Source organism: Halomonas sp. BN3-1 (genome assembly GCF_003056325.1).
Lineage (GTDB): Bacteria > Pseudomonadota > Gammaproteobacteria > Pseudomonadales > Halomonadaceae > Halomonas > Halomonas litopenaei.
In genome coordinates, this window is the sequence record NZ_PYVV01000001.1 from 329,351 (window position 1) to 346,793 (window position 17,443).

Here is a 17,443-nt window from a genome sequence, read left to right on the forward strand (position 1 = left end):
GCCGGTGCGCTATTCTTGGGGCTCCTGCTCTTGTTGCTGCTCTTGTTGCAGTGCGGGTCGCTGGTGCTGTCGAGTCCCTTCACCTCGCTCGACGTCCAGAGCGGGTTCCACGATCGGGAAACGCACCGTTAGCGTCTGGCGCTGGTGATCGCGCGTCACCGTGATGCTGGCCTGGGTGCCTGGCAGTACGCGAGGCACCAGTGCCTTGAGCTGGTAGGGATGCGCGATGCCATGCCCGGCAAAGTTCAGGATGCGGTCGCCGACGCGCAGCCCCGCAGCCTCGGCGGGACTGTTCGGTACCATCTCGGTCACCACCAGTCCCGGTCGGTCCTCGCTTGATTCGACACCTACCCCGAGTCGCGGCCCCTCGCTCTGCTTGTCTTCGCGTACCACAAAGACGGCGTCGGCAAGTCCCGCTTCGGCCTCGCAGGCGTCGTCGGCAGACAGCGGCAAGAGGCTCGCGACATCGGCGATACCCAGGCTCTTAAGCTGTGCCTCGATTCCCTCGCCGTGGCTGGCGTGACCCATTCCCACCAGGCCCACCGCCAGGTGGCCATCTTCGACCAGGGCGGCGAGCCCCTGGGCCATGGCCATGTCCCACACCTGCTGGGCGTAGACGAAGCCGTCGATCATGTCGTCGTCGAAGCCCTCGCCAAAGCCTTCGCCAGCAAGTTCCAGGGCGTGTTCCTCGAGACTCGCCTCGAGCCGTTCACGGTAGGACGGCATGGCCGGTACGGGTTCGGGAATGCCGTGGCGTTGTGCCGGCGGCAGTGTGGAGACGCCATCCTCGACCAGCCGTTGGCGCAGCTCAGGGGTGACGTTCAGTGCCTTCAGCGGCAGCGCCTGGTCCCGGGCAAAGCGCAGCACCGGCAGGTACAGCTCGGGGTCGAAGCCCCAGTAGCGGTACCACTGGCTCTGCTCGAGCAGGGCGGCCTCATCGATGTCACCGGCGATCCAGGCGTCCAGTGCCGGTTGGCTTTCCCTCGGCAGCATCTCAAGGCCAATGGCCAGATTCGGATGATGGGCGTGCAGGGCGGCCAGGCTCGCCAGCTGGAAACGATGGTGGTCGGGACGATCGTGCTGTTCACCCAGCAGGACCACCTGCTGGCGGGCAAGCATCGGCCAGCCCATCGCCGGCGCCGTATGGACGCGAGCGTCGCCGGGCGTGACCCAGTCGCCTGGCGCCAGGCCAGCGCCTGTTGCAGTGCTGGTGCAGGATGCCTGGGCATCGAGGCCGAGCACCAACAGCATCGCCAGAGTAGCCAGCCTCGGCATCGCCCATCGGCGCGGGAGAGAGCAGTGGTGTGACGGTCGAAATCGCAGAAGGGGCATGAGCGGAGCCAGCGTGAATCCAGCGTGTATCAAGAGTGAACCAAGAGCGGAACCAGCGCAGCTTCGGACCGGAACGAAGCCGAAACCAGACCGAAGCGAGAGCCGAAAAGGTTCAGGCTAGCCGCCCCGGCGCTGACGATCCAGTGTGGCCTGCCCATCGCTTGATCGATGTCCCGCCTGCGCCCTGCTGGTACCATGACGCACGCCGTCCACTGTCCATCGCCCAACACCCACCTTTAGCCACCATGATCTTCGCGACTGCATGAACACTCCCTTGCCCCACGCCGAGCGCCTCGAGGCGTTGACTCGGTTGCTCGCCGACTGGCACTGGCTCTGGTCGCCGGCGCCCTTTACCCATGCCGGGGCTCCCTGGCCCGAGCGGGCGCCCGCCGGCGATATCGCCGCCTGCCTGCAGGCGCTGGATGACGCTCGGTGCCAGCGCTTGCAGCAACGCCCCTTCGATGCCTCGCCGCTGGCCGCCTGGCTACCGGTGGATGAACTGGCGCACTTGGTCAGGGTTCCCGATGGAGCGCCGCCGATCCAGGCGCCCGAGGCGTGGGCGGCCCACGTGGGAGGTCGCAAGTGGCAGCAGATGCTGGCCTTTGCGCCCCAGGTGGCGATCGGCCAGGGGCAAGCGCTTGTCGAGTGGTGTGCCGGCAAGGGACATCTTTCGCGTCTGCTGGCGCGCCGCCACGACGGCTCCATTTGCGCGCTGGAGTGGCAACCGGCGCTGTGCGAAAGCGGCCAGGCGCTGGCCGAGCGGCAGGGACTGGAGGTGACGCTGGTCGAGCAGGACGTGATGGCGCCCAGCGTGAGCCGACACCTCGGTGACGCCGATCGGGTGGTGGCGCTGCATGCCTGTGGCGATCTTCACGTGCGCCTGCTGGAGCTGGCACGTGAACAGAAGGTGGCGATCAGTCTGGCTCCCTGCTGCTACCAGCGTACCCGTGACAAGATCTATCGCCCCCTGTCGCGTCAGGCGCAGCAACAGGCAGAGCGCCATGGTCTGTCGCTGGACCGAGAGGCGCTGGCGCTGTCGGTGCAGGAGACCGTGACCGCCAGCCAGGGAGAGCGACGCAAGCGTGAACAGGCGAACGCCTGGCGACTGGGTTTCGATGCTCTTCAGCGCCGGCTGCGCGGAGTCGACGACTATCTGGCGGTGCCGAGTCTGGCCTACGGCAGGATGCCGGAGCGCTTCGAGGACTTCTGTCGTTGGGCCGCCCGGGAGAAGGGACTGACAGTGCCCGACGGGATCGACTGGGACGCCTATCGACGTCGTGGCGAAGCGTGTCTGCAGCGGGTCAATCGACTCGAGCTGGTGCGCCATCTGTTTCGCCGGCCGCTGGAGGTGTGGCTGGTGCTGGACCGGGCCCTGTGGCTTGAGGAGGCCGGGTTCGAGGTCAGTCTGAGCCAGTTCTGCCCGCGCGCGCTGACCCCGCGTAATCTTGCCCTGGTGGCGCAACCGACGTAAGGCCGCGTGATCACCAGCCGGTCACGACGTTCCCGCAAGCGCGGAAAACCCGGGTACTGGCGCTGCCGTGGTGGTCGAGACGAGACGGCCCCGGACACTTGAACTGTCCGGGGCCGTGTTTTCTTCAAGGGAGGGGATAGCTCGGCTGGCGCCGCACGCCGGATCAACTGCGCTTGCTACGCCTGAATTGCTCGGTTTCCCAGACCTTGGCGCGCTTGATCAAGGGGGTGATGCTGGATCCCTGGATCAGGATCGAGAACACCACCACCGAGTAGGTCATTACCAGGATGATCTCGCGCACGTCGATGTTCTTTTCGGGAATCACGGTGATCCCCGACGGAATCGACATCGCCATGGCCAGCGCCAGACCACCCCGCAGTCCGCCCCAGGTCAGGATGCGCACCGAGTAGGGGTTGTAGCGACGAAAGCGCCGGAAGCCCAGGTAGGCCAGGCGCACGCTCAGATAGCGCGACAGCAGCACCAGCGGCACGGCGGCGATCATCAGCACCCAGTCCTCCGGGTGGAAGCTGAACGACAGCATGGTCATGCCGATCAGCAGGAACAGCACGCCATTGAGGAACTCGTCGACCAGCTCCCAGAAGTGGTCGAGATGCTGCCGGGATTCCTCGGAGAAGCCCTTGCGACGGGTACGGTTGCCGATGATGATGCCGGCCACCACCATGGCCAGGGGCCCGGAGACCTCGAGAAACTCGGCGAACACGTAGCCGGTGGTGGGCACCAGCAGCGTCAGCATCAATTCCATGGAGTGGTCGTCGGTGTGACGGATCAACTGATGAAACAGCTGACCGAGCACGAAGCCGTAGACGATGCCGCCGAGCGCCTCCTGCAGAAACAGGTGGCCGACGCTGGTCACCGTGGGGGTGGTGCCGCCGAAGGCGACGGCGAACAGGGTGACGAAGAGCACCAGACCGAAGCCGTCGTTGAACAGCGACTCGCCCTCGATCTGGGTCGAGATGCGCCGGGGTGCGTTCATCTTCTTGACGATGGCGAGCACCGCGATGGGATCGGTGGGAGAGATCAGGGCACCGAACAGCAGGCAGTAGATCAGATCGAAGTCGATACCCAGCCAGCCCACCAGCAGCCACAGGCTGTAGCCGATGAAGAAGGTCGAGAACAGGGTGCTGCCCATGGCAAGGATGGCGATTTCCCACTTCTGGTCACGCAGGTGGGGGAGCTTGATCCCCAGCGCGCCGGCAAACAGCAGAAATCCGAGGATGCCCTTCAGCAGGAAATCCTCGAAATTCAACTGATTGATGGCGGTTTTAGCGGTTTCGTCGAGGGCGAACCAGCCCGCGTGACCGGCGATGACGATGGCTAGCGACAGTATCAGAGCGCCAGCAGTGATCGCGATGGTGGTCTGAAATTTTCCGATCTTGCCGTTGATCAGGGAGATCACCATCGCCATCGCGGCGAGCAGGCAAAGGGTGTCGTACACCGACATGGAGGGAGGCCTCTAGGTAGGATGGTTGAGTCGTGTCGGCTCGAGCGCTGGCTCGAGGCCGGAAAAGGGGGGCAGCAGCAGGCACATCGGCTCGGCCCGTCGCATCGCCTGAGGAGGTCAGGCGCTGGTGTGACGGGGGAGGCGATTGTGACGTGTCCATCGCGGGAGTTCGGTCCTGAGCGTGGTGTGCTACGCCCTGGCCGGTTGGGCCAGGGGGAGCGGATAGGGCTTGCGAACAGGTCTTGCAAACTGGGCTTGCGAATAGCGCCTGTGCGCTGGATACGGATGTCCCGGCGGTCAGCATCTGCGGCGTCATGCTCGAAGGCGCTGAAGCCAGGCATCAAGGCCTTCGACGCGTGAGACGCGAGTCGGCTATATCGGCGTTTCGCAGTGCAACAAAGTATACGCGGGTCGCGGTGCGGGTACATCCCGGATGTCGCTTTTTTTGAAGCGCGTGGGCGAGGATTGACAGGCGCCTGGCTTGTCTACGACAAAGGTCTGAAACCAAAGGCGTGTGTCGCTCGGTTCAAGCGAGCGCCCTGACGACAAGGAACCTCTATGCAAGTACACGATATCGCCGTACACCTGGGTCCTGCCCAGGCCCATCTGCGCCAGTTGGATGACGGTTGGGCGGGGCTGATCGATCGGGTGGGGGACTGCGGCCTGACCACCGCCCTCGATCGCAGCCCCTACGAGTCGTTGTCCAGGGCGGTGGCCTATCAGCAGCTCCATGGCAAGGCGGCGGCGGCGATTGTCGGCCGTCTGACGGCGCTGTTCCCGGGGCAGGATTTCCCCAGTCCCCGGCAACTGTCCCAGCTCTCCTCGGAGGAGCTCCGAGCCTGTGGCTTCTCGGCACGCAAGCAGGCGACCCTCCAGGGCCTCGCCGAGGCGGCACTGGACGGTCGAATCCCCAACCGCGAACAGGCCGCCGAGATGGAGGACGAAGAGCTGATCAAGCGTTTTACCGCCATCAAGGGTATCGGCCGCTGGACCGTCGAGATGATGCTGATCAACACCCTTGGACGTCCCGATATCCTGCCGGTGGATGACTTGGGCATCCGCGACGGCGCGCGCTACCTGTTCGGCTGGGAACGCATGCCGACGCCAAGGGAGACCCGCGAGCTGTGCGAACCCTGCAGGCCCTGGCGCTCGGTGGCGTCCTGGTACCTGTGGCGCTGCAACGAACAACCGGATTACCGACGCCTGGCGAAGTCCTGAACCGGGCCAGGCAAGCCGAGAAGGCAAGGAAGGAGCAGAAGCAGCAGCGAGGATGACCGGCGACAGTCATGCAGGGTTCGCGGCCGTTGCCCCACGCGCGGGGCCCGCTGATGGCGACAGCAGGGTGACTTAGTTGCGACGGCGGTAGGGGTCGGGCATCGCCTGTTCCGGGCGCCAGCGGGTGCGCTCGCCGTTCAAGGTCAGCACAAGCTGGCGAGGCCCGCCGTGGTCGCGGTGCTCGCACAGATAGATACCCTGCCAGGTGCCCATCGCCAGGCGCCCTTCGGTGACGGGAATGCTGAGTGAGGGCCCCAGCAGGCTGGCCTTGAGGTGGGCCGGCATGTCGTCGCTGCCTTCCTGGGTGTGGCGGTAGTAGGGTGCGTCCTCCGGCACCATCACATTGAAGTGACGCTCGAAGTCGCCACGTACCGTGGGATCGGCGTCTTCGTTGATGGTCAGCGATGCCGAGGTATGCTGGATGAAGACGTGGAGCAGGCCGATGCGCATGCTCGGCAGGTCCGGCAGTGCCTGAACGACCTCATCGGTGATCAGGTGAAAGCCCCGGGGGCGGGCAGCGAGGCGAAGGGTGCTCTGGAACCACATCTAGGACGGTCTCGTTGTCGGCGTTGACGCTGGAGGCCATGGCAGGGCAAGGCCCCTGCGCAGGAAAGCCCCTGTGCAGGAAAGCCCCTGTGCAGCAGGGCCATCGCTCGAGGCAGACAGGCGCCATCAGGCGGCCAGCGGTAAGGAATTTAAACGCGCAAAGACTACCTCCTTTCCCGTCCTGTGAGGAGTCCCGAATGAAAGATCAACGTCTGACCCGGGCCGACGTCTTTCGCCACCAGCCGATGCTGGCCAAGTCCCTGGTGGAACTCGAGCGTGCCGTGGCCGAGGCGGGCATCGAGTCTGAGCTGGTGCACCTGATCAAGCTACGCGCCTCCCAGCTGAACGGTTGCGCCTTCTGTCTGCGCATGCACAGCCAGGAAGCACGCGAGGACGGTGAGCAGCAGTCGCGTCTGGATGTTCTGTCGGCGTGGCGAGAGACCCAGCTCTTCAGTCGCCGTGAACAGGCAGCGCTGGCCTGGACCGAGGCGCTGACGCTGGTCAGCGGCCAGGAGATCGGCGGCGGCGACTACACCCGCCTGGCCGCGGAATTCACCCCCGAAGAGCAGGTCAACGTGACGGCGCTGGTGGTCTCCATCAACGCCTGGAACCGGATCGCGCTGGCGTTCGCCTTCCCGGTGGAGTGACGTGCTGCGGCGCGACCGAACGTCTCCCGCGCTGGTAGGTGACGTCGTCTTGCCACTATGCTCCGCCAAGCTGGCCGGCGCGAAAGATCATCCTGCCAGCAGCGGAAACAGCGGGTGCTCCATGGGGCTGCCCGCGGGCAGTTCGTCGGCGAGGCCGGGAAAAGGCGGCGAGGTGGTCCAGGCCCGCGGTGCGTGGACCATGTCGTCACCCAGCAGGCGCACCGAGAAAGCGCGACGGCGATGAGGGCCACTGACGCCGCCCGAGGCGTGCAGGGTCAGCATGTTGAAGAAGACCGCGTCGCCGGGTTCCAGCGCCCAGCCAAGGATGGAATAGCGTTCACGCTGGGCCTCGATGTCAGGCAGCTCGGCCAGACTGCCCTCGGGGAACCAGCTGGCCTGGTGGTCCATGAAGGTCCGTGGCATCAGCCAGGGCCCCTTGTGGGACCCGGCCACAAATTCCAGGGTGGCCGCCCGGGATACCGGATCCACCGGTAGCCACATGCTGACGTTCTGACTGCCTTCCACGTTGTAGTATGGCTGGTCCTGGTGCCAGGGGGTACGCTGGCGCGTGCCCGGTTCCTTGACCAGTAGATGGTCGTGGTAGAGGCGTACCTGGCGTGAGCCCATCAGGCGTTGCCCGATAAGCCCCAGCGGCGAGTCGAAGATGAAACCTCGATACGCTTCGTTGGTCTGCCAGTTGCAGAAGTCCTCGAAGAACCAGCCTGGGTCATCGGGTCGACTGGCGACCTTGGCCCGGGGGCTGGGATCGCGCAGGTTGTCCTCGATGCCCTCCGCTAGTCGCTTGAGCTCCTGAGGGCAGAAGATGCCGCGTAGACAGATGGCGCCGTCGCGCTGGAAGGCGGCGACGTCTTCGTCGCTGACCATGGTGTCGGGATGGATGCGCAGGTTCATGGGGCCTCCAGGCGGTGGAAGTCAGGAAGAGGAAAGGACAGCTGTGACAACAGCCGGTCGAAGAAGCCTTCGCACTTCGTGATCTGATCGAAGGCGATGAACTCGTCTGGCTGATGGGCCTGATGGATGCTGCCGGGGCCGCAGATCACGGTAGGGACGCCCAGCTGGGCGAACAGCCCGGCCTCGCAGCCGAAGCCGAGCGCCAACGGCTCGACGCTGCATTCGGCCAGTTCGGCGATCCATGACAGGTAGCCTTGGCGGCGTTCGTCCAGCGGTGGGTACTGGCCGCGGCATTCCAGGGTCAGTCTGGCGCGACGGCCGAGGCCGATCAGGTCGCGATCCAGGCCGCAGGGAAAGTCCTTGCGCAGGCGCTCGAGGATTTCCATGGCGGGCTGCCCGGGCAGCGGGCGCATCTCGAAGTCGATGCGGCAGTGCTCGGGGATCTGATTCAGCGCGCTGCCACCCTCGATCAGTCCGACGTGGACCGTGGAGTAGGGGGGATCGAAGCGCTGATCGGTGAGCGACATCAGGCGCTTTTCCCGTGCCAGCTGGCGGATCTGCGCAACCACGCCCGCGCCGACGTCGATGGCGTTGACGCCTCGCCCCGGGTAGCCCGAGTGGCCTCCCACACCCTCGATGGTGGCGCGCATGCCGACGTGGCCCTTGTGGGCGTTGGCGATGCGCATCGCGGTGGGCTCGCCGACGATGATGCCCCGCAGGCGTTCCTTGTGGGCCTCGAGAAACGGCAGCATCAGCGGGGCACCCAGGCACCCGACCTCTTCGTCGAAGGACAGCGCCAGCAACACCGAGTGACGCGAGTGCTCTGCCTGCCAGGCGGCCAGTTTCGTCAGGGCCACGCCGATGAATCCCTTCATGTCCGCCGTACCGCGACCGTAGAGGCGTTCAGCGTGGCGTTTCGGCGTGAACGGGGCGGTGACGCGCCAGTCTGCGGGGCTTGCCGGCACCACGTCGGTGTGGCCGGAAACCAGCAGGGCCGGGGCGTCGTGGGGGCCGAATTCGGCGATCAGATTGGCCTTGTCGCCGCTGTCGTTGTAGAGCAGGGTCACCGCCGCCCCACGCGCCTCGAGCCAGCCGGCGACGTCGTTGATCAGTTCAAGGTTGGAGCGATGACTGGTGGTGTCGAAGGCCACCAGGCGTTCGATCATCGCAAGGCTCAAGGGTAGCGTGTTGCTGGTCAAGACGAGGCTCCGTGAGTGCAGACCGTCAGGCGAGGGGCCAGACCACCAGGGTCGCCAGCAGGATGAGCACAGCGCCGAGGGCATAGAGCAGGGCGATCAGCGGCAGCATGAAACGCATCCAGCGGCTCCAGGGAATACCGGCGATGGTGAGTCCCGCCATCAACCAGCCGGCGGTAGGAGTAAAGGCATTGGAGATGCCGTCGCCAAACTGGAAGGCCAGCACCGCGACCTGGCGGTGTACCTCGGCGAGGTCCGCGATGGGCGTCATGATGGGCATGGTCAGCGCCGCCTGGCCGCTGCCCGAGGTGACGATGAAGTTCATCGCGCTTTGCATGGCGAACATGCCCAGTGCTGCGGCCGACGCCGAGGTGTCGCCGATCAGCGTGGAAAGCGAATGGATGATGGTGTCGATGATCTCGCTGTGTTGCACGATGACCACGATAGTGAAGGCCAGGCCCACCGCCAGGGCGCCGTCCATCATGTCCTTGCAGCCGGTGGAAAAGGCTCCGGCGATGGTGTTGGCTCGCATATTGGCGAGCAGCCCGGTGACGATACCCAGCAGCAGGAAGACGCCGGCCATCTCCTTGAGGTACCAGCCGAAGGCACTGACCCCGGCGATGATCGCCACCAGGGCCAGGGCGAAGGCGCCGAGGATCAGCAGGTGGCGAGGGGTCAGGTCGACGTGATCGCCCGGTCCTTCTTCATCGGGCGGGGCCAGGCCGTAGACCACACTGCGCTCTGGCCTTGCCTGCACGCGACGGGCGTAGAACATCACGTAGCCGATGCTCAGGGCGACGAACGCAAGCCAGCAGACGAAGCGGTAGCCCATGCCGGAAAACAGCGGCAATTCGGCGATGCTCTGGGCGACGCCGACGTTGAAGGGATTGAGAAAGGAGCCGGTGTAGCCGATGGCGGTGCCGATCAGCGGGATGGCGGCGGCGACCACGGCGTCGTAGCCGATACGTCGCGCCAGCGGCAGCAGGATGAAGATGTAGACGATGCTGCCCTCGATCATGCCGTAGGTACCGGAGCACAGGGCGAAGAAGGTCATCATCAGCGGGATGATCAGGATCTCGCGGCCCTTGAGCTTCACCAGCAGGAAGTGGACCAGCCCTTCGATGGCGCGGGAGCGTCTCAGGACCCCGAAGGTACCGCCGACGATGACCAGAAAGAAGATGATCGACGAGCCGCTCTTCATCCCCTCGAAGAAGGCGTTGAAGAACTCGAAGGGACCGATGCCCGGGGAGTCGATGGCCTGGTAGGTGCCGGCGACGATGACCGAGCGCCCGTCGGCGTTGGTGATGCGTTCGAAGCTTCCGCTGGGGACGAACCAGGTGACGATGGCCGCCAGCAGGGCGAGAAAGAAGAGGATGACGAAGGCGTGGGGCAGCGGCCTCTGTTGCTCGACGTGTGGTCTGGCGGCCATCTTGTCATGATTCATCGGCTGACTCTCGCTGGTGGCGGGTTTGTGGCACCTGGGGCTGAGTTCATTGATCCTTTCGGTTTAGTCCGAACCAGCGAAGCCTGTCGAGTCAGGGCGCGCGGCTGGGCAGAAGATCGTCGAGAACGAGGTCACACAATGCGCCTTCGTCCAGCAGACGTGTGGCGGCCTCGATGTCCGGTGCGAAGTAACGATCGTGGTCATAGTGGGTCACCCGGCGACGCAGTCGCTGACGGGCCTGCTCCAGCAAAGGTGTCGAGGCGAGCCCCTCGCGCATGTCGAGGCCCTGGCAACTTGCCAGCCATTCGATGGCCAGCACGCCGCGAACATTGGCCGCCATCTCCTTGAGTCGCCGTCCCGCCGCCGGCGCCATGGACACATGGTCCTCCTGATTGGCCGAGGTAGGCAGGCTGTCGACGCTGTGAGGGTGGGCCAGAGCCTTGTTCTCGCTGGCCAGCGCGGCGGCTGACACCTGGGCAATCATGAAACCGGAATTCACGCCGCCGTTTTCCACCAGGAAGGGGGGAAGGCGGGACATGTGGGTGTCCATCATCAGCGAGATGCGTCGCTCCGACAGGGCCCCGATCTCCGCCAGCGCCAGCGCCAGATTGTCGGCCACGAGGGCAACCGGCTCGGCGTGGAAGTTGCCGCCCGAGAGGATGTCGCCGTTGTCGGCGAAGACCAGCGGGTTGTCGGTGACGGCGTTGGCCTCGATCTCGAGCACCCTGGCCGCGTGGCGGATCTGGTCGAGTACCGCGCCCATGACCTGAGGCTGGCAGCGCAACGAGTAGGGGTCCTGGACGCGGTCACAGTCGGCGTGGGAGGCCCCCACCCCGCTGGTGTCCTCGAGCAGGTGACGATAGGCCCTGGCAACGTCGATCTGCCCGGGTTGGCCGCGCAGTTCGTGGATGCGGGCGTCGAAGGGAACCCGCGAGGCCAGGCTCGCCTCGACGCTCAGGGCGCCGCACACGGTGGCGCTGGCAAACAGATCTTCGGCCTCGAACAGACCGCGCAGTGCCAGCGCGGTGGAGACCTGGGTGCCATTGAGCAGCGCCAATCCCTCCTTGGGTGCCAGGGTCAGGGGCGACAGGCCAGCCACGTTCAGGGCGTCCCGTCCCGAGAGGGTCTCGCCACGGTGGCGTGCCTGGCCCTCGCCCAGCAGCACCAGACTCATATGGGCCAGTGGCGCCAGGTCGCCCGAGGCACCTACCGAGCCCTTGGCGGGGATCACCGGCCAGACCTCGGTGTTGATCAGGGTGATCAGGGCGTCCAGGACCTCGCCGCGAATGCCGGAGTAGCCGCGTGCCAGGCTTGCCACCTTCAGCGTCATGATCAGCCTTACCAGCTCGTCGTCCAGGCGTTCACCGACGCCGGTGGCGTGGGATAGCACCAGCGAGCGCTGCAGGTCCTCCAGGCGTTCGCGCTCGATGCGGGTCTGAGCCAGCAGGCCGAAGCCGGTGTTGACCCCGTAGGCGGTGCGCCCCTCGTCGATGACGCCAGCCACCGTCGCCACCGAGGCGTCGATGGCGTCGTATGCCGAGGGCTCCAGAGACACCACTGTCGGTGACGTGAGGAGCCGGCGCATGTCCTGGAGGGTGAGTTGGCCTGGGGTGATGACGAGTCGATGCATGGTGGCGAGCTCCCGAGACGTGGCCGAACATGATGGGAAAACTTTAATGTATATACATTAACAGCAGGGCAATGGCGCGGCGTCAAGGAGGCTATCGTCGAACAGCAGGCAGGAATCGCCAGGGGGGAGTGACGATGTGTGTCACAGACTGTGCCCGATCTTCTATACAGATTTCGCCACCGACATGAGCGGGGTGGGCGACTGGGTCGGCTAGCGCAGGGATGGGTCGGCTAGCGCAGGGATGGGTCGATGGACGTCTGGACCTGGTTCACAACGTCAGCGAATTCAGGCAGGTGTCGGACCGTCGCTACAGTGTTGCCCAGGGGCTGGTGTCCCCCTGCTCCAGCACACGTCGCACGGTGGCGAGGGCCTGTTGCAGGGACTCGCGGCTGTCGGGGGCGCCCACGCACAGGCGAATGGCCTGGGGCGCCGGCTCGCTGCCGGTACAGAAGGGTTCAGGCGTTGCCACCAGCACGCCTTCGCTCTTCAGCAGGGCCTGTACCTCGCTGGCCCGACGGCCCTCGGGCAGCGGTAGCCAGAAGTTGGCGCCGTGGGTGAGATGGCGGGGCGTCAGGGCCTCGAAGCTTGCCCGTGCCAGACGCTGCCGAGCGGCCAGCTCTGCGGTCTGCCAGGCCAGCAGTTCGGGGTAGCGTGGCGAGGCGATCCAGCGCCGCGCCACCTCGGTCATCAGCGGCGGACACATCCAAGACTGCGCCCGCAGCAGGCTGCCGATGCGCTCGCGCAGGGTGGCCGGCATCTGCAGGGTGCCGACCCTGAGGCCACCGGAAAGCACCTTGGAGGTGCTGAATACCTGCAGCGTGCGTTCCGGCGCCAGTTCCAGCAGAGACACACCGCGATCCTCCCGCGGCAGGTACTGGACGGCGTCCTCGATCAGCCAGAAGTCATGTCGACGCGCCAGGGCGGCGAGTTGTTCCCTGCGCTGCGGCGAAAGCACCGCGCTGGTGGGGTTGTTCTGGTCCGGGGTCAGGTAGACCAGGCGGGGCACCTGGCGCTGGCACAGGCGTGCCAGTGCATCGATGTCCATGCCGTCGTCATCCAGGGGTACCGCCATCGGCTTGAGGTGAGCGTGGCGGGTGGCGGCGTTGAACCCCGGATAGGTGAGGGCGTCGGCGGCCACGCTGTCGCCGGGGCGGGTCAGGGCTCTCAGGCACAGGTCGATGCCGTGCTGGCCGCCCTGGGTGATCGCCAGCACCTCGTGCAGGGGAAAGCCGAGATCCTCAAGCCAACGTGACAGCGACTCTCTGTGCTGCCGGGTGCCGATATCGGGCTGGTAGGCGGCGACCATGGCAAGGCAGGCCGGGTCTTCGGTCACCTCCGCCAGGGCCTGCTGCAGACACTGATGACGCCAGGGGTGCGGCGGAGCAAAGCTCAGGCTCATGTCGACCACGCCATCGGAGTCGGCTGCGACGTGTACATCGAAGGGGCTGTTGCCGGCGGCGGCGTCATTGACGTAGGTGCCACTGCCGACCCGGGACGATACCCAGCCCCGTTGCTGGGCTTCGCTGTAGGCGCGGGTAATGGTGCCCACGGTGACGCCCAGCGCGTCGGCCAGGGCCCGTTGCGGGGGCAGTCGATCGCCGGCGGCGAGCTGGCCCTGGTCGATGGCATCACCGATGGCCGAGGCGATCTGACGATAGCGGGCCGAGCGGGAGTCGAATTCTAGGGAGGGAGTCCAGATTGTCATGGTGACAATAAACTCTTTGACGGCAATTGTTGCCTGAGTATGCTTTAAAAACTGGGGTCAATTCACCTTGTTTCACACCATAATGCAAAAAGTGTAGGGGTACAATCATGGAAGAGACCGCTAGTCAGCTCGCCTTTCTGCTTCCGGCAGCGCTGTTCATGGTGTCCATGACCATCACGCCGGGTCCCAACAACGTGATGCTGACCGCCTCCGGCGCCAACTACGGCTTCCTGCGTACCCTGCCACACCTGTTCGGCATCCTGGGCGGCTGTTTTGTGTTGTTCGCCTCGATCGCGCTCGGGCTCGGGGTGGTGTTCGAGCGCTATCCGGTGGTGCAGGGCGGACTCAAGCTGGTCGGCAGCCTGTACCTCTTGTACCTGGCCTGGAAGATCGCGACGGCCCCGCCGCCGGACCTGCGGGTAGGCGATGCCCGCCCGCTGTCCTTCGTGCAGGCGGCGGCGTTCCAGTTTGCCAACCCCAAGGCGTGGGTCATGGGTATCGCGTTGATGGCGGGGTTCCTGCCGGACGGCGGCAACCCCTGGGTCAACGCCCTGCTGCTGGCGGGCGTGGCGGAACTGGTGGGGCTGCCCTGCATCGCTCTATGGGCAGGGTTCGGCACCGCCATCGGCCGCCTGTTGAAGAGCGACCGATCCTGGCGGGTGTTCAATGGGGTGATGGGGGCGCTCACCGCGGCCTGCGTGGTGATGATCCTGGCCTGAACGCTACCGTCTGGCGCGGTTGGAGCGTCAGGCTGGCCGAAAGAGTGTCAGCCCTCGCTGGGCTCATCTGGCGATGCCCCCTCGGGCCGACGGGCGGTCAGGGTGATCTCCACCGCGGCGCCGCCATGCAGCTGTGGCGACACGGTGCAGGTACGCGCCGGATAGCGCGCAGCCTCGAACCACTCGGAGTAGACATCATCCACCGCCTGTTGCAGCGAGAGGTCGGTGAGGTGCACTTGAACACGCACGGTGTCGGCCAGGGTGCAATCCGCCTGCTCGAGCAGGTGAGACAGTCGCCTGAGGATCCAGCGAGTTTCTTCGGCGGCGTCACCGAGAATAGCGTCACTGCCCTGGATATCGGCGGCGGTCAGCCCCGACAGATGGACGTAGTGTTCGTCCATGACCAGATGGGAGCCCGGAAACTCGGGGCTGGGTAAGGTGGGGTCGTTGAAGTAGCGTGCCATCTTGCCTCCTGTTGCGGCTTGGTCGTTGTGCCGCTGGAGAAATGTCTGGCGAATGCCGCCGACTTTCCTTGCGGAAAGCAGGCGGCGGAAATGCGTTTGTCGGTTGACTGCGGAGAGCGTCCGGGAATAGCGCGGGCGTCAGCTGCTGACTTCGCACTGCACCGGCATGCGCCGGCCGATGGTCCAGGTGGCCTCGTTGCCCTTGCCACGGAAGACGTGCTGGCCGTTTTCCGAGGCGTAGTGCATGCCCGAGGCGGCCGGCTGGCGTTCGAGCGGGAAGCTGTCGCCGTGCATCTGTACCTCGGCGCTGTCCTGACTGTCGAAGACGATGGTGAACTGGCTGCCATCCTGGCAGATGTAGTCGGCGGAGGGCGAGGCTGCGGCGTCGGCACTGTCATCATGGCCACTGCCGCCGGCACAGCCGGCCAGGGCGGTGAACAGCGCAGTGAAGGCGGCAACAGGGATCCAGCTGGCGTTCATGAAACATCTCCTTGTCTTATGAAGGGAGCCGTGGAAAAGGCTCGCCTGGCGTTAGGCCTTCCCAGGCTACACAAGTTCCGCACCCGCCACGATACCTCGCCGGATCAGCCCTGCTCGGGCGGTTCGCGTCCGGGAGTCGTGTTGCCGCGGGAGTCGCCGTCGTTATCGTCATGGGCCCCGTCGTCAACGCTGACATCCGTCGGTTGTTGCTCCTGGCGTCTGGCGTGGCGCTCTGCCTTGTCGCGATGAGTGTCGTCGGGCACCAGGGCGAGCAGGGTCTCGCCGTCACCGGCATCGAAGCTTTCATCCTTGTGCATGACGCGTACTTCGCCATCTTCGTCGTAGGTCGAGATCACCCGGGCGTCGGGGTTGTCGCGTCGATAGTCCTCGAAGGAATAGCTCTCGCTGAGGCGCGTCAGACGGACGCACCAGCCCTCGCGGATGTAGTTGGTGGCCTGTTCGAAGTCGAGTTCCTTGGCGAAGAAGCGCCCGCCCAGGGTCTGCTCCAGATGATCGCCACCGGCACCGCCCCCCGGGGCGAAGCGGTACACCTGATGGTGGCCGAATTCGGGAGCATAGTGCATGCACAGCAGGGCGTTGTAGTCGTCGTTGTCGGTCAGCGCCACCATGCTGTCGAAGCGGCTGAACTCCAGCGTCAGCTCGGCCTCCTCGGTAAGTACCTCGCCGTAGTAGGTGGGAATGTCGCGGCCTCTGACCTGGCGCAGATGGTTGTAGTTGCGATCGGCGATCAGCACCGGGCGCCCGGTGGACTGGATGGCCTCGGCAAGGGCGACCGTGAAGGGGTTGGCGCCGATGATCAACAGCCCCTTGGTATCAGTGGACTGAAGATTGAAGCGACGGGCCAGGGGCTGCAGCGAGAAGCCGTGAAGCAGCACCGTGACCGCGACGATGGCAAAGGCCAATGGCGACAGCAGGGCGGCGTCCTCGATGCCGATGTCGACCAGGCGCGCGCCGAACAGACCGGCGATGGCCACCGCGACCACCCCGCGTGGACCGATCCAGCCGACCATCAGCTTCTCGCCGAAGGGCAGGTCGACCTTGATCAACGATATGAAGACTGCCAGCGGGCGGACCAGCAGCAGTACCACCGCGACGAACAGGATTTCGCGGGTCGTCAGGGTGGCCAGGGTGCCCAGGTCCACCTGAGCGGCCAGCAGGATGAATACCCCGGAGACCAGCAGTACGGTGATGTTCTCCTTGAAGCGGCGGATCTCGTCCAGCGACGACAGCGATGAATTGCCGATCACTACCCCCATCACGGTGACCGCCAGCAGGCCGCTTTCATGCAGCAGCGCATTGGGCAGGGCGTAGGTGGCCATGACGAAGAAGATGATCACCGGCACCTTGAGAAACTCGGGGATATGGCCGCCCTTGATCGCGCGGATCAGGCCCCAGGCGGTGGCCAGTCCGACCGCGCTCGCCACCGCGACGCCCAGCGCCATATGGCCGAGGGTCATCGACAGCGAGTGAGAGGAGTTGAGAACGATGGCGAGCTCGAAGGCCAGCACCGCCGCCAGCGCGCCCACCGGGTCGTTGAGGATGGCCTCCCAGCGCAGGATCTCCCCCGGACGCCGCTTGAGGCTGGCCTGGCGCAGCAGGGGAATGATGACGGTGGGGCCGGTGACGATCAGGATGCCGCCAAGCACCGAGGCCGATGCCCAGGTCAGTCCACCGATGTAGTGACCCGACAGGGTCGCCAGCAGCCAGACCAGCGGGCCGCCGAAGAACACCAGGCGCTTCACCGCAAGCTCTGCGCCCTTCAGCCGTGTCAGGTTCAGCGTCAGGCCACCCTCGAACAGGATCATCGCCACGGCGACCGCGATCAGCGGTTCGAGCAACTCGCCGAACACCGAGCGTGGGTCGAGCACACCGGTTACCGGGCCGATGAGTACGCCGCTCAGCAGCAGCAGAACGATGGCCGGCACCTTCCAGCGCCAGGCCAGCCACTGGGCGCCGATACCGAGCGCCGCGATCAGGCAGAAGACGAGAACGGGGGTCATGAGGGCTTCCCTGTGGTCGAATCGGTGCAGTCAGTGCTTTGCTTGCCAGGCTGGCGAGGTAACGTCGGCGAGCGCAGGCACTTTTCCTACAAGGCATAACGCTAGGCGGCGCCCGCTGCATTCACAACCAACCCTGTAA

At 65.5% G+C, this 17,443-nt stretch carries 15 protein-coding genes; 4 read left to right on the plus strand and 11 right to left on the minus strand.

Annotated elements, in window-relative coordinates; all coding sequences use genetic code 11:
* Positions 1–9 precede the first annotated feature (9 nt).
* Positions 10–1,275, minus strand: a complete 1,266-nt coding sequence (locus tag C9F12_RS01500; RefSeq protein WP_162816359.1) for a ChaN family lipoprotein — start codon at positions 1,273–1,275, stop codon at positions 10–12.
* A gap of 319 nt (positions 1,276–1,594) precedes the next feature.
* Here C9F12_RS01500 and C9F12_RS01505 point away from each other — a divergent pair, with 319 nt between their 5' ends.
* Entirely contained in the window at positions 1,595–2,803 is a 1,209-nt protein-coding gene (locus tag C9F12_RS01505; RefSeq protein WP_108447730.1) for a methyltransferase, read from the plus strand.
* A gap of 163 nt (positions 2,804–2,966) precedes the next feature.
* Here C9F12_RS01505 and C9F12_RS01510 read toward each other — a convergent pair whose 3' ends face one another.
* On the minus strand, positions 2,967–4,265 hold the full coding sequence (locus tag C9F12_RS01510) for a sodium:proton antiporter (protein ID WP_045994275.1): 1,299 nt from the start codon (positions 4,263–4,265) through the stop codon (positions 2,967–2,969).
* Positions 4,266–4,823: 558 nt separating this feature from the next.
* Between C9F12_RS01510 and C9F12_RS01515 the strand changes: the two genes are divergently transcribed.
* Complete coding sequence (locus tag C9F12_RS01515) at positions 4,824–5,483, plus strand: DNA-3-methyladenine glycosylase (RefSeq protein WP_108447731.1); 660 nt, start codon at positions 4,824–4,826, stop codon at positions 5,481–5,483.
* A 129-nt stretch (positions 5,484–5,612) separates the two neighbouring features.
* Here the strand turns inward: C9F12_RS01515 and C9F12_RS01520 are convergent, their stop codons facing one another.
* Complete coding sequence (locus tag C9F12_RS01520) at positions 5,613–6,086, minus strand: secondary thiamine-phosphate synthase enzyme YjbQ (RefSeq protein ID WP_108132735.1); 474 nt, start codon at positions 6,084–6,086, stop codon at positions 5,613–5,615.
* Positions 6,087–6,283: 197 nt separating this feature from the next.
* Between C9F12_RS01520 and C9F12_RS01525 the strand changes: the two genes are divergently transcribed.
* A complete protein-coding gene (locus C9F12_RS01525) occupies positions 6,284–6,733 on the plus strand; it encodes a carboxymuconolactone decarboxylase family protein (RefSeq protein ID WP_108447732.1) in 450 nt (149 codons plus the stop codon).
* An 87-nt stretch (positions 6,734–6,820) separates the two neighbouring features.
* On the opposite strand, the gene C9F12_RS01530 is transcribed toward C9F12_RS01525, so the two are convergent.
* The 5 genes from C9F12_RS01530 to C9F12_RS01550 form a co-directional block, all read right to left on the minus strand.
* Positions 6,821–7,645, minus strand: coding sequence for a phytanoyl-CoA dioxygenase family protein (locus tag C9F12_RS01530; protein WP_108447733.1), 825 nt, complete (start codon positions 7,643–7,645; stop codon positions 6,821–6,823).
* Complete coding sequence (argE, locus tag C9F12_RS01535) at positions 7,642–8,844, minus strand: acetylornithine deacetylase (protein ID WP_162816360.1); 1,203 nt, start codon at positions 8,842–8,844, stop codon at positions 7,642–7,644. Before argE ends, C9F12_RS01530 begins: the two co-directional genes overlap by 4 nt.
* Positions 8,845–8,869: 25 nt before the next feature.
* The gene (locus C9F12_RS01540) at positions 8,870–10,285 is read right to left on the minus strand and encodes an AbgT family transporter (RefSeq protein WP_108447735.1); all 1,416 of its coding nucleotides are present in this window, start codon (positions 10,283–10,285) and stop codon (positions 8,870–8,872) included.
* Positions 10,286–10,376: 91 nt separating this feature from the next.
* Complete coding sequence (hutH, locus tag C9F12_RS01545) at positions 10,377–11,915, minus strand: histidine ammonia-lyase (RefSeq protein ID WP_108447736.1); 1,539 nt, start codon at positions 11,913–11,915, stop codon at positions 10,377–10,379.
* Positions 11,916–12,222: 307 nt separating this feature from the next.
* Positions 12,223–13,620 (minus strand): PLP-dependent aminotransferase family protein, encoded by a 1,398-nt coding sequence (locus tag C9F12_RS01550; protein WP_108447737.1) that lies wholly within the window; start codon positions 13,618–13,620, stop codon positions 12,223–12,225.
* A gap of 107 nt (positions 13,621–13,727) precedes the next feature.
* Here C9F12_RS01550 and C9F12_RS01555 point away from each other — a divergent pair, with 107 nt between their 5' ends.
* Positions 13,728–14,339 (plus strand): LysE family translocator, encoded by a 612-nt coding sequence (locus tag C9F12_RS01555; protein WP_045994283.1) that lies wholly within the window; start codon positions 13,728–13,730, stop codon positions 14,337–14,339.
* Between the two features lie 47 nt (positions 14,340–14,386).
* Here C9F12_RS01555 and C9F12_RS01560 read toward each other — a convergent pair whose 3' ends face one another.
* The 3 genes from C9F12_RS01560 to C9F12_RS01570 form a co-directional block, all read right to left on the minus strand.
* Complete coding sequence (locus C9F12_RS01560; RefSeq protein WP_045995003.1) at positions 14,387–14,803, minus strand: RidA family protein; 417 nt, start codon at positions 14,801–14,803, stop codon at positions 14,387–14,389.
* Between the two features lie 138 nt (positions 14,804–14,941).
* A complete protein-coding gene (locus C9F12_RS01565) occupies positions 14,942–15,283 on the minus strand; it encodes an MliC family protein (protein ID WP_108447738.1) in 342 nt (113 codons plus the stop codon).
* Positions 15,284–15,387: 104 nt separating this feature from the next.
* On the minus strand, positions 15,388–17,304 hold the full coding sequence (locus C9F12_RS01570) for a cation:proton antiporter (protein ID WP_205254607.1): 1,917 nt from the start codon (positions 17,302–17,304) through the stop codon (positions 15,388–15,390).
* Between the last annotated feature and the right edge of the window lie 139 nt (positions 17,305–17,443).

What these genes read in the sequence shown, in the direction of transcription:
- C9F12_RS01500 (WP_162816359.1), bottom strand. Translation starts at nt 1,275, where the DNA reads ATGCCGAGGCTGGCTACTCTGGCGATGCTGTTGGTGCTCGGCCTCGAT.
- C9F12_RS01505 (WP_108447730.1), top strand. Translation starts at nt 1,595, where the DNA reads ATGAACACTCCCTTGCCCCACGCCGAGCGCCTCGAGGCGTTGACTCGG.
- C9F12_RS01510 (WP_045994275.1), bottom strand. Translation starts at nt 4,265, where the DNA reads ATGTCGGTGTACGACACCCTTTGCCTGCTCGCCGCGATGGCGATGGTG.
- C9F12_RS01515 (WP_108447731.1), top strand. Translation starts at nt 4,824, where the DNA reads ATGCAAGTACACGATATCGCCGTACACCTGGGTCCTGCCCAGGCCCAT.
- C9F12_RS01520 (WP_108132735.1), bottom strand. Translation starts at nt 6,086, where the DNA reads ATGTGGTTCCAGAGCACCCTTCGCCTCGCTGCCCGCCCCCGGGGCTTT.
- C9F12_RS01525 (WP_108447732.1), top strand. Translation starts at nt 6,284, where the DNA reads ATGAAAGATCAACGTCTGACCCGGGCCGACGTCTTTCGCCACCAGCCG.
- C9F12_RS01530 (WP_108447733.1), bottom strand. Translation starts at nt 7,645, where the DNA reads ATGAACCTGCGCATCCATCCCGACACCATGGTCAGCGACGAAGACGTC.
- C9F12_RS01540 (WP_108447735.1), bottom strand. Translation starts at nt 10,285, where the DNA reads ATGAATCATGACAAGATGGCCGCCAGACCACACGTCGAGCAACAGAGG.
- hutH (WP_108447736.1), bottom strand. Translation starts at nt 11,915, where the DNA reads ATGCATCGACTCGTCATCACCCCAGGCCAACTCACCCTCCAGGACATG.
- C9F12_RS01550 (WP_108447737.1), bottom strand. Translation starts at nt 13,620, where the DNA reads ATGACAATCTGGACTCCCTCCCTAGAATTCGACTCCCGCTCGGCCCGC.
- C9F12_RS01555 (WP_045994283.1), top strand. Translation starts at nt 13,728, where the DNA reads ATGGAAGAGACCGCTAGTCAGCTCGCCTTTCTGCTTCCGGCAGCGCTG.
- C9F12_RS01560 (WP_045995003.1), bottom strand. Translation starts at nt 14,803, where the DNA reads ATGGCACGCTACTTCAACGACCCCACCTTACCCAGCCCCGAGTTTCCG.
- C9F12_RS01565 (WP_108447738.1), bottom strand. Translation starts at nt 15,283, where the DNA reads ATGAACGCCAGCTGGATCCCTGTTGCCGCCTTCACTGCGCTGTTCACC.
- C9F12_RS01570 (WP_205254607.1), bottom strand. Translation starts at nt 17,304, where the DNA reads ATGACCCCCGTTCTCGTCTTCTGCCTGATCGCGGCGCTCGGTATCGGC.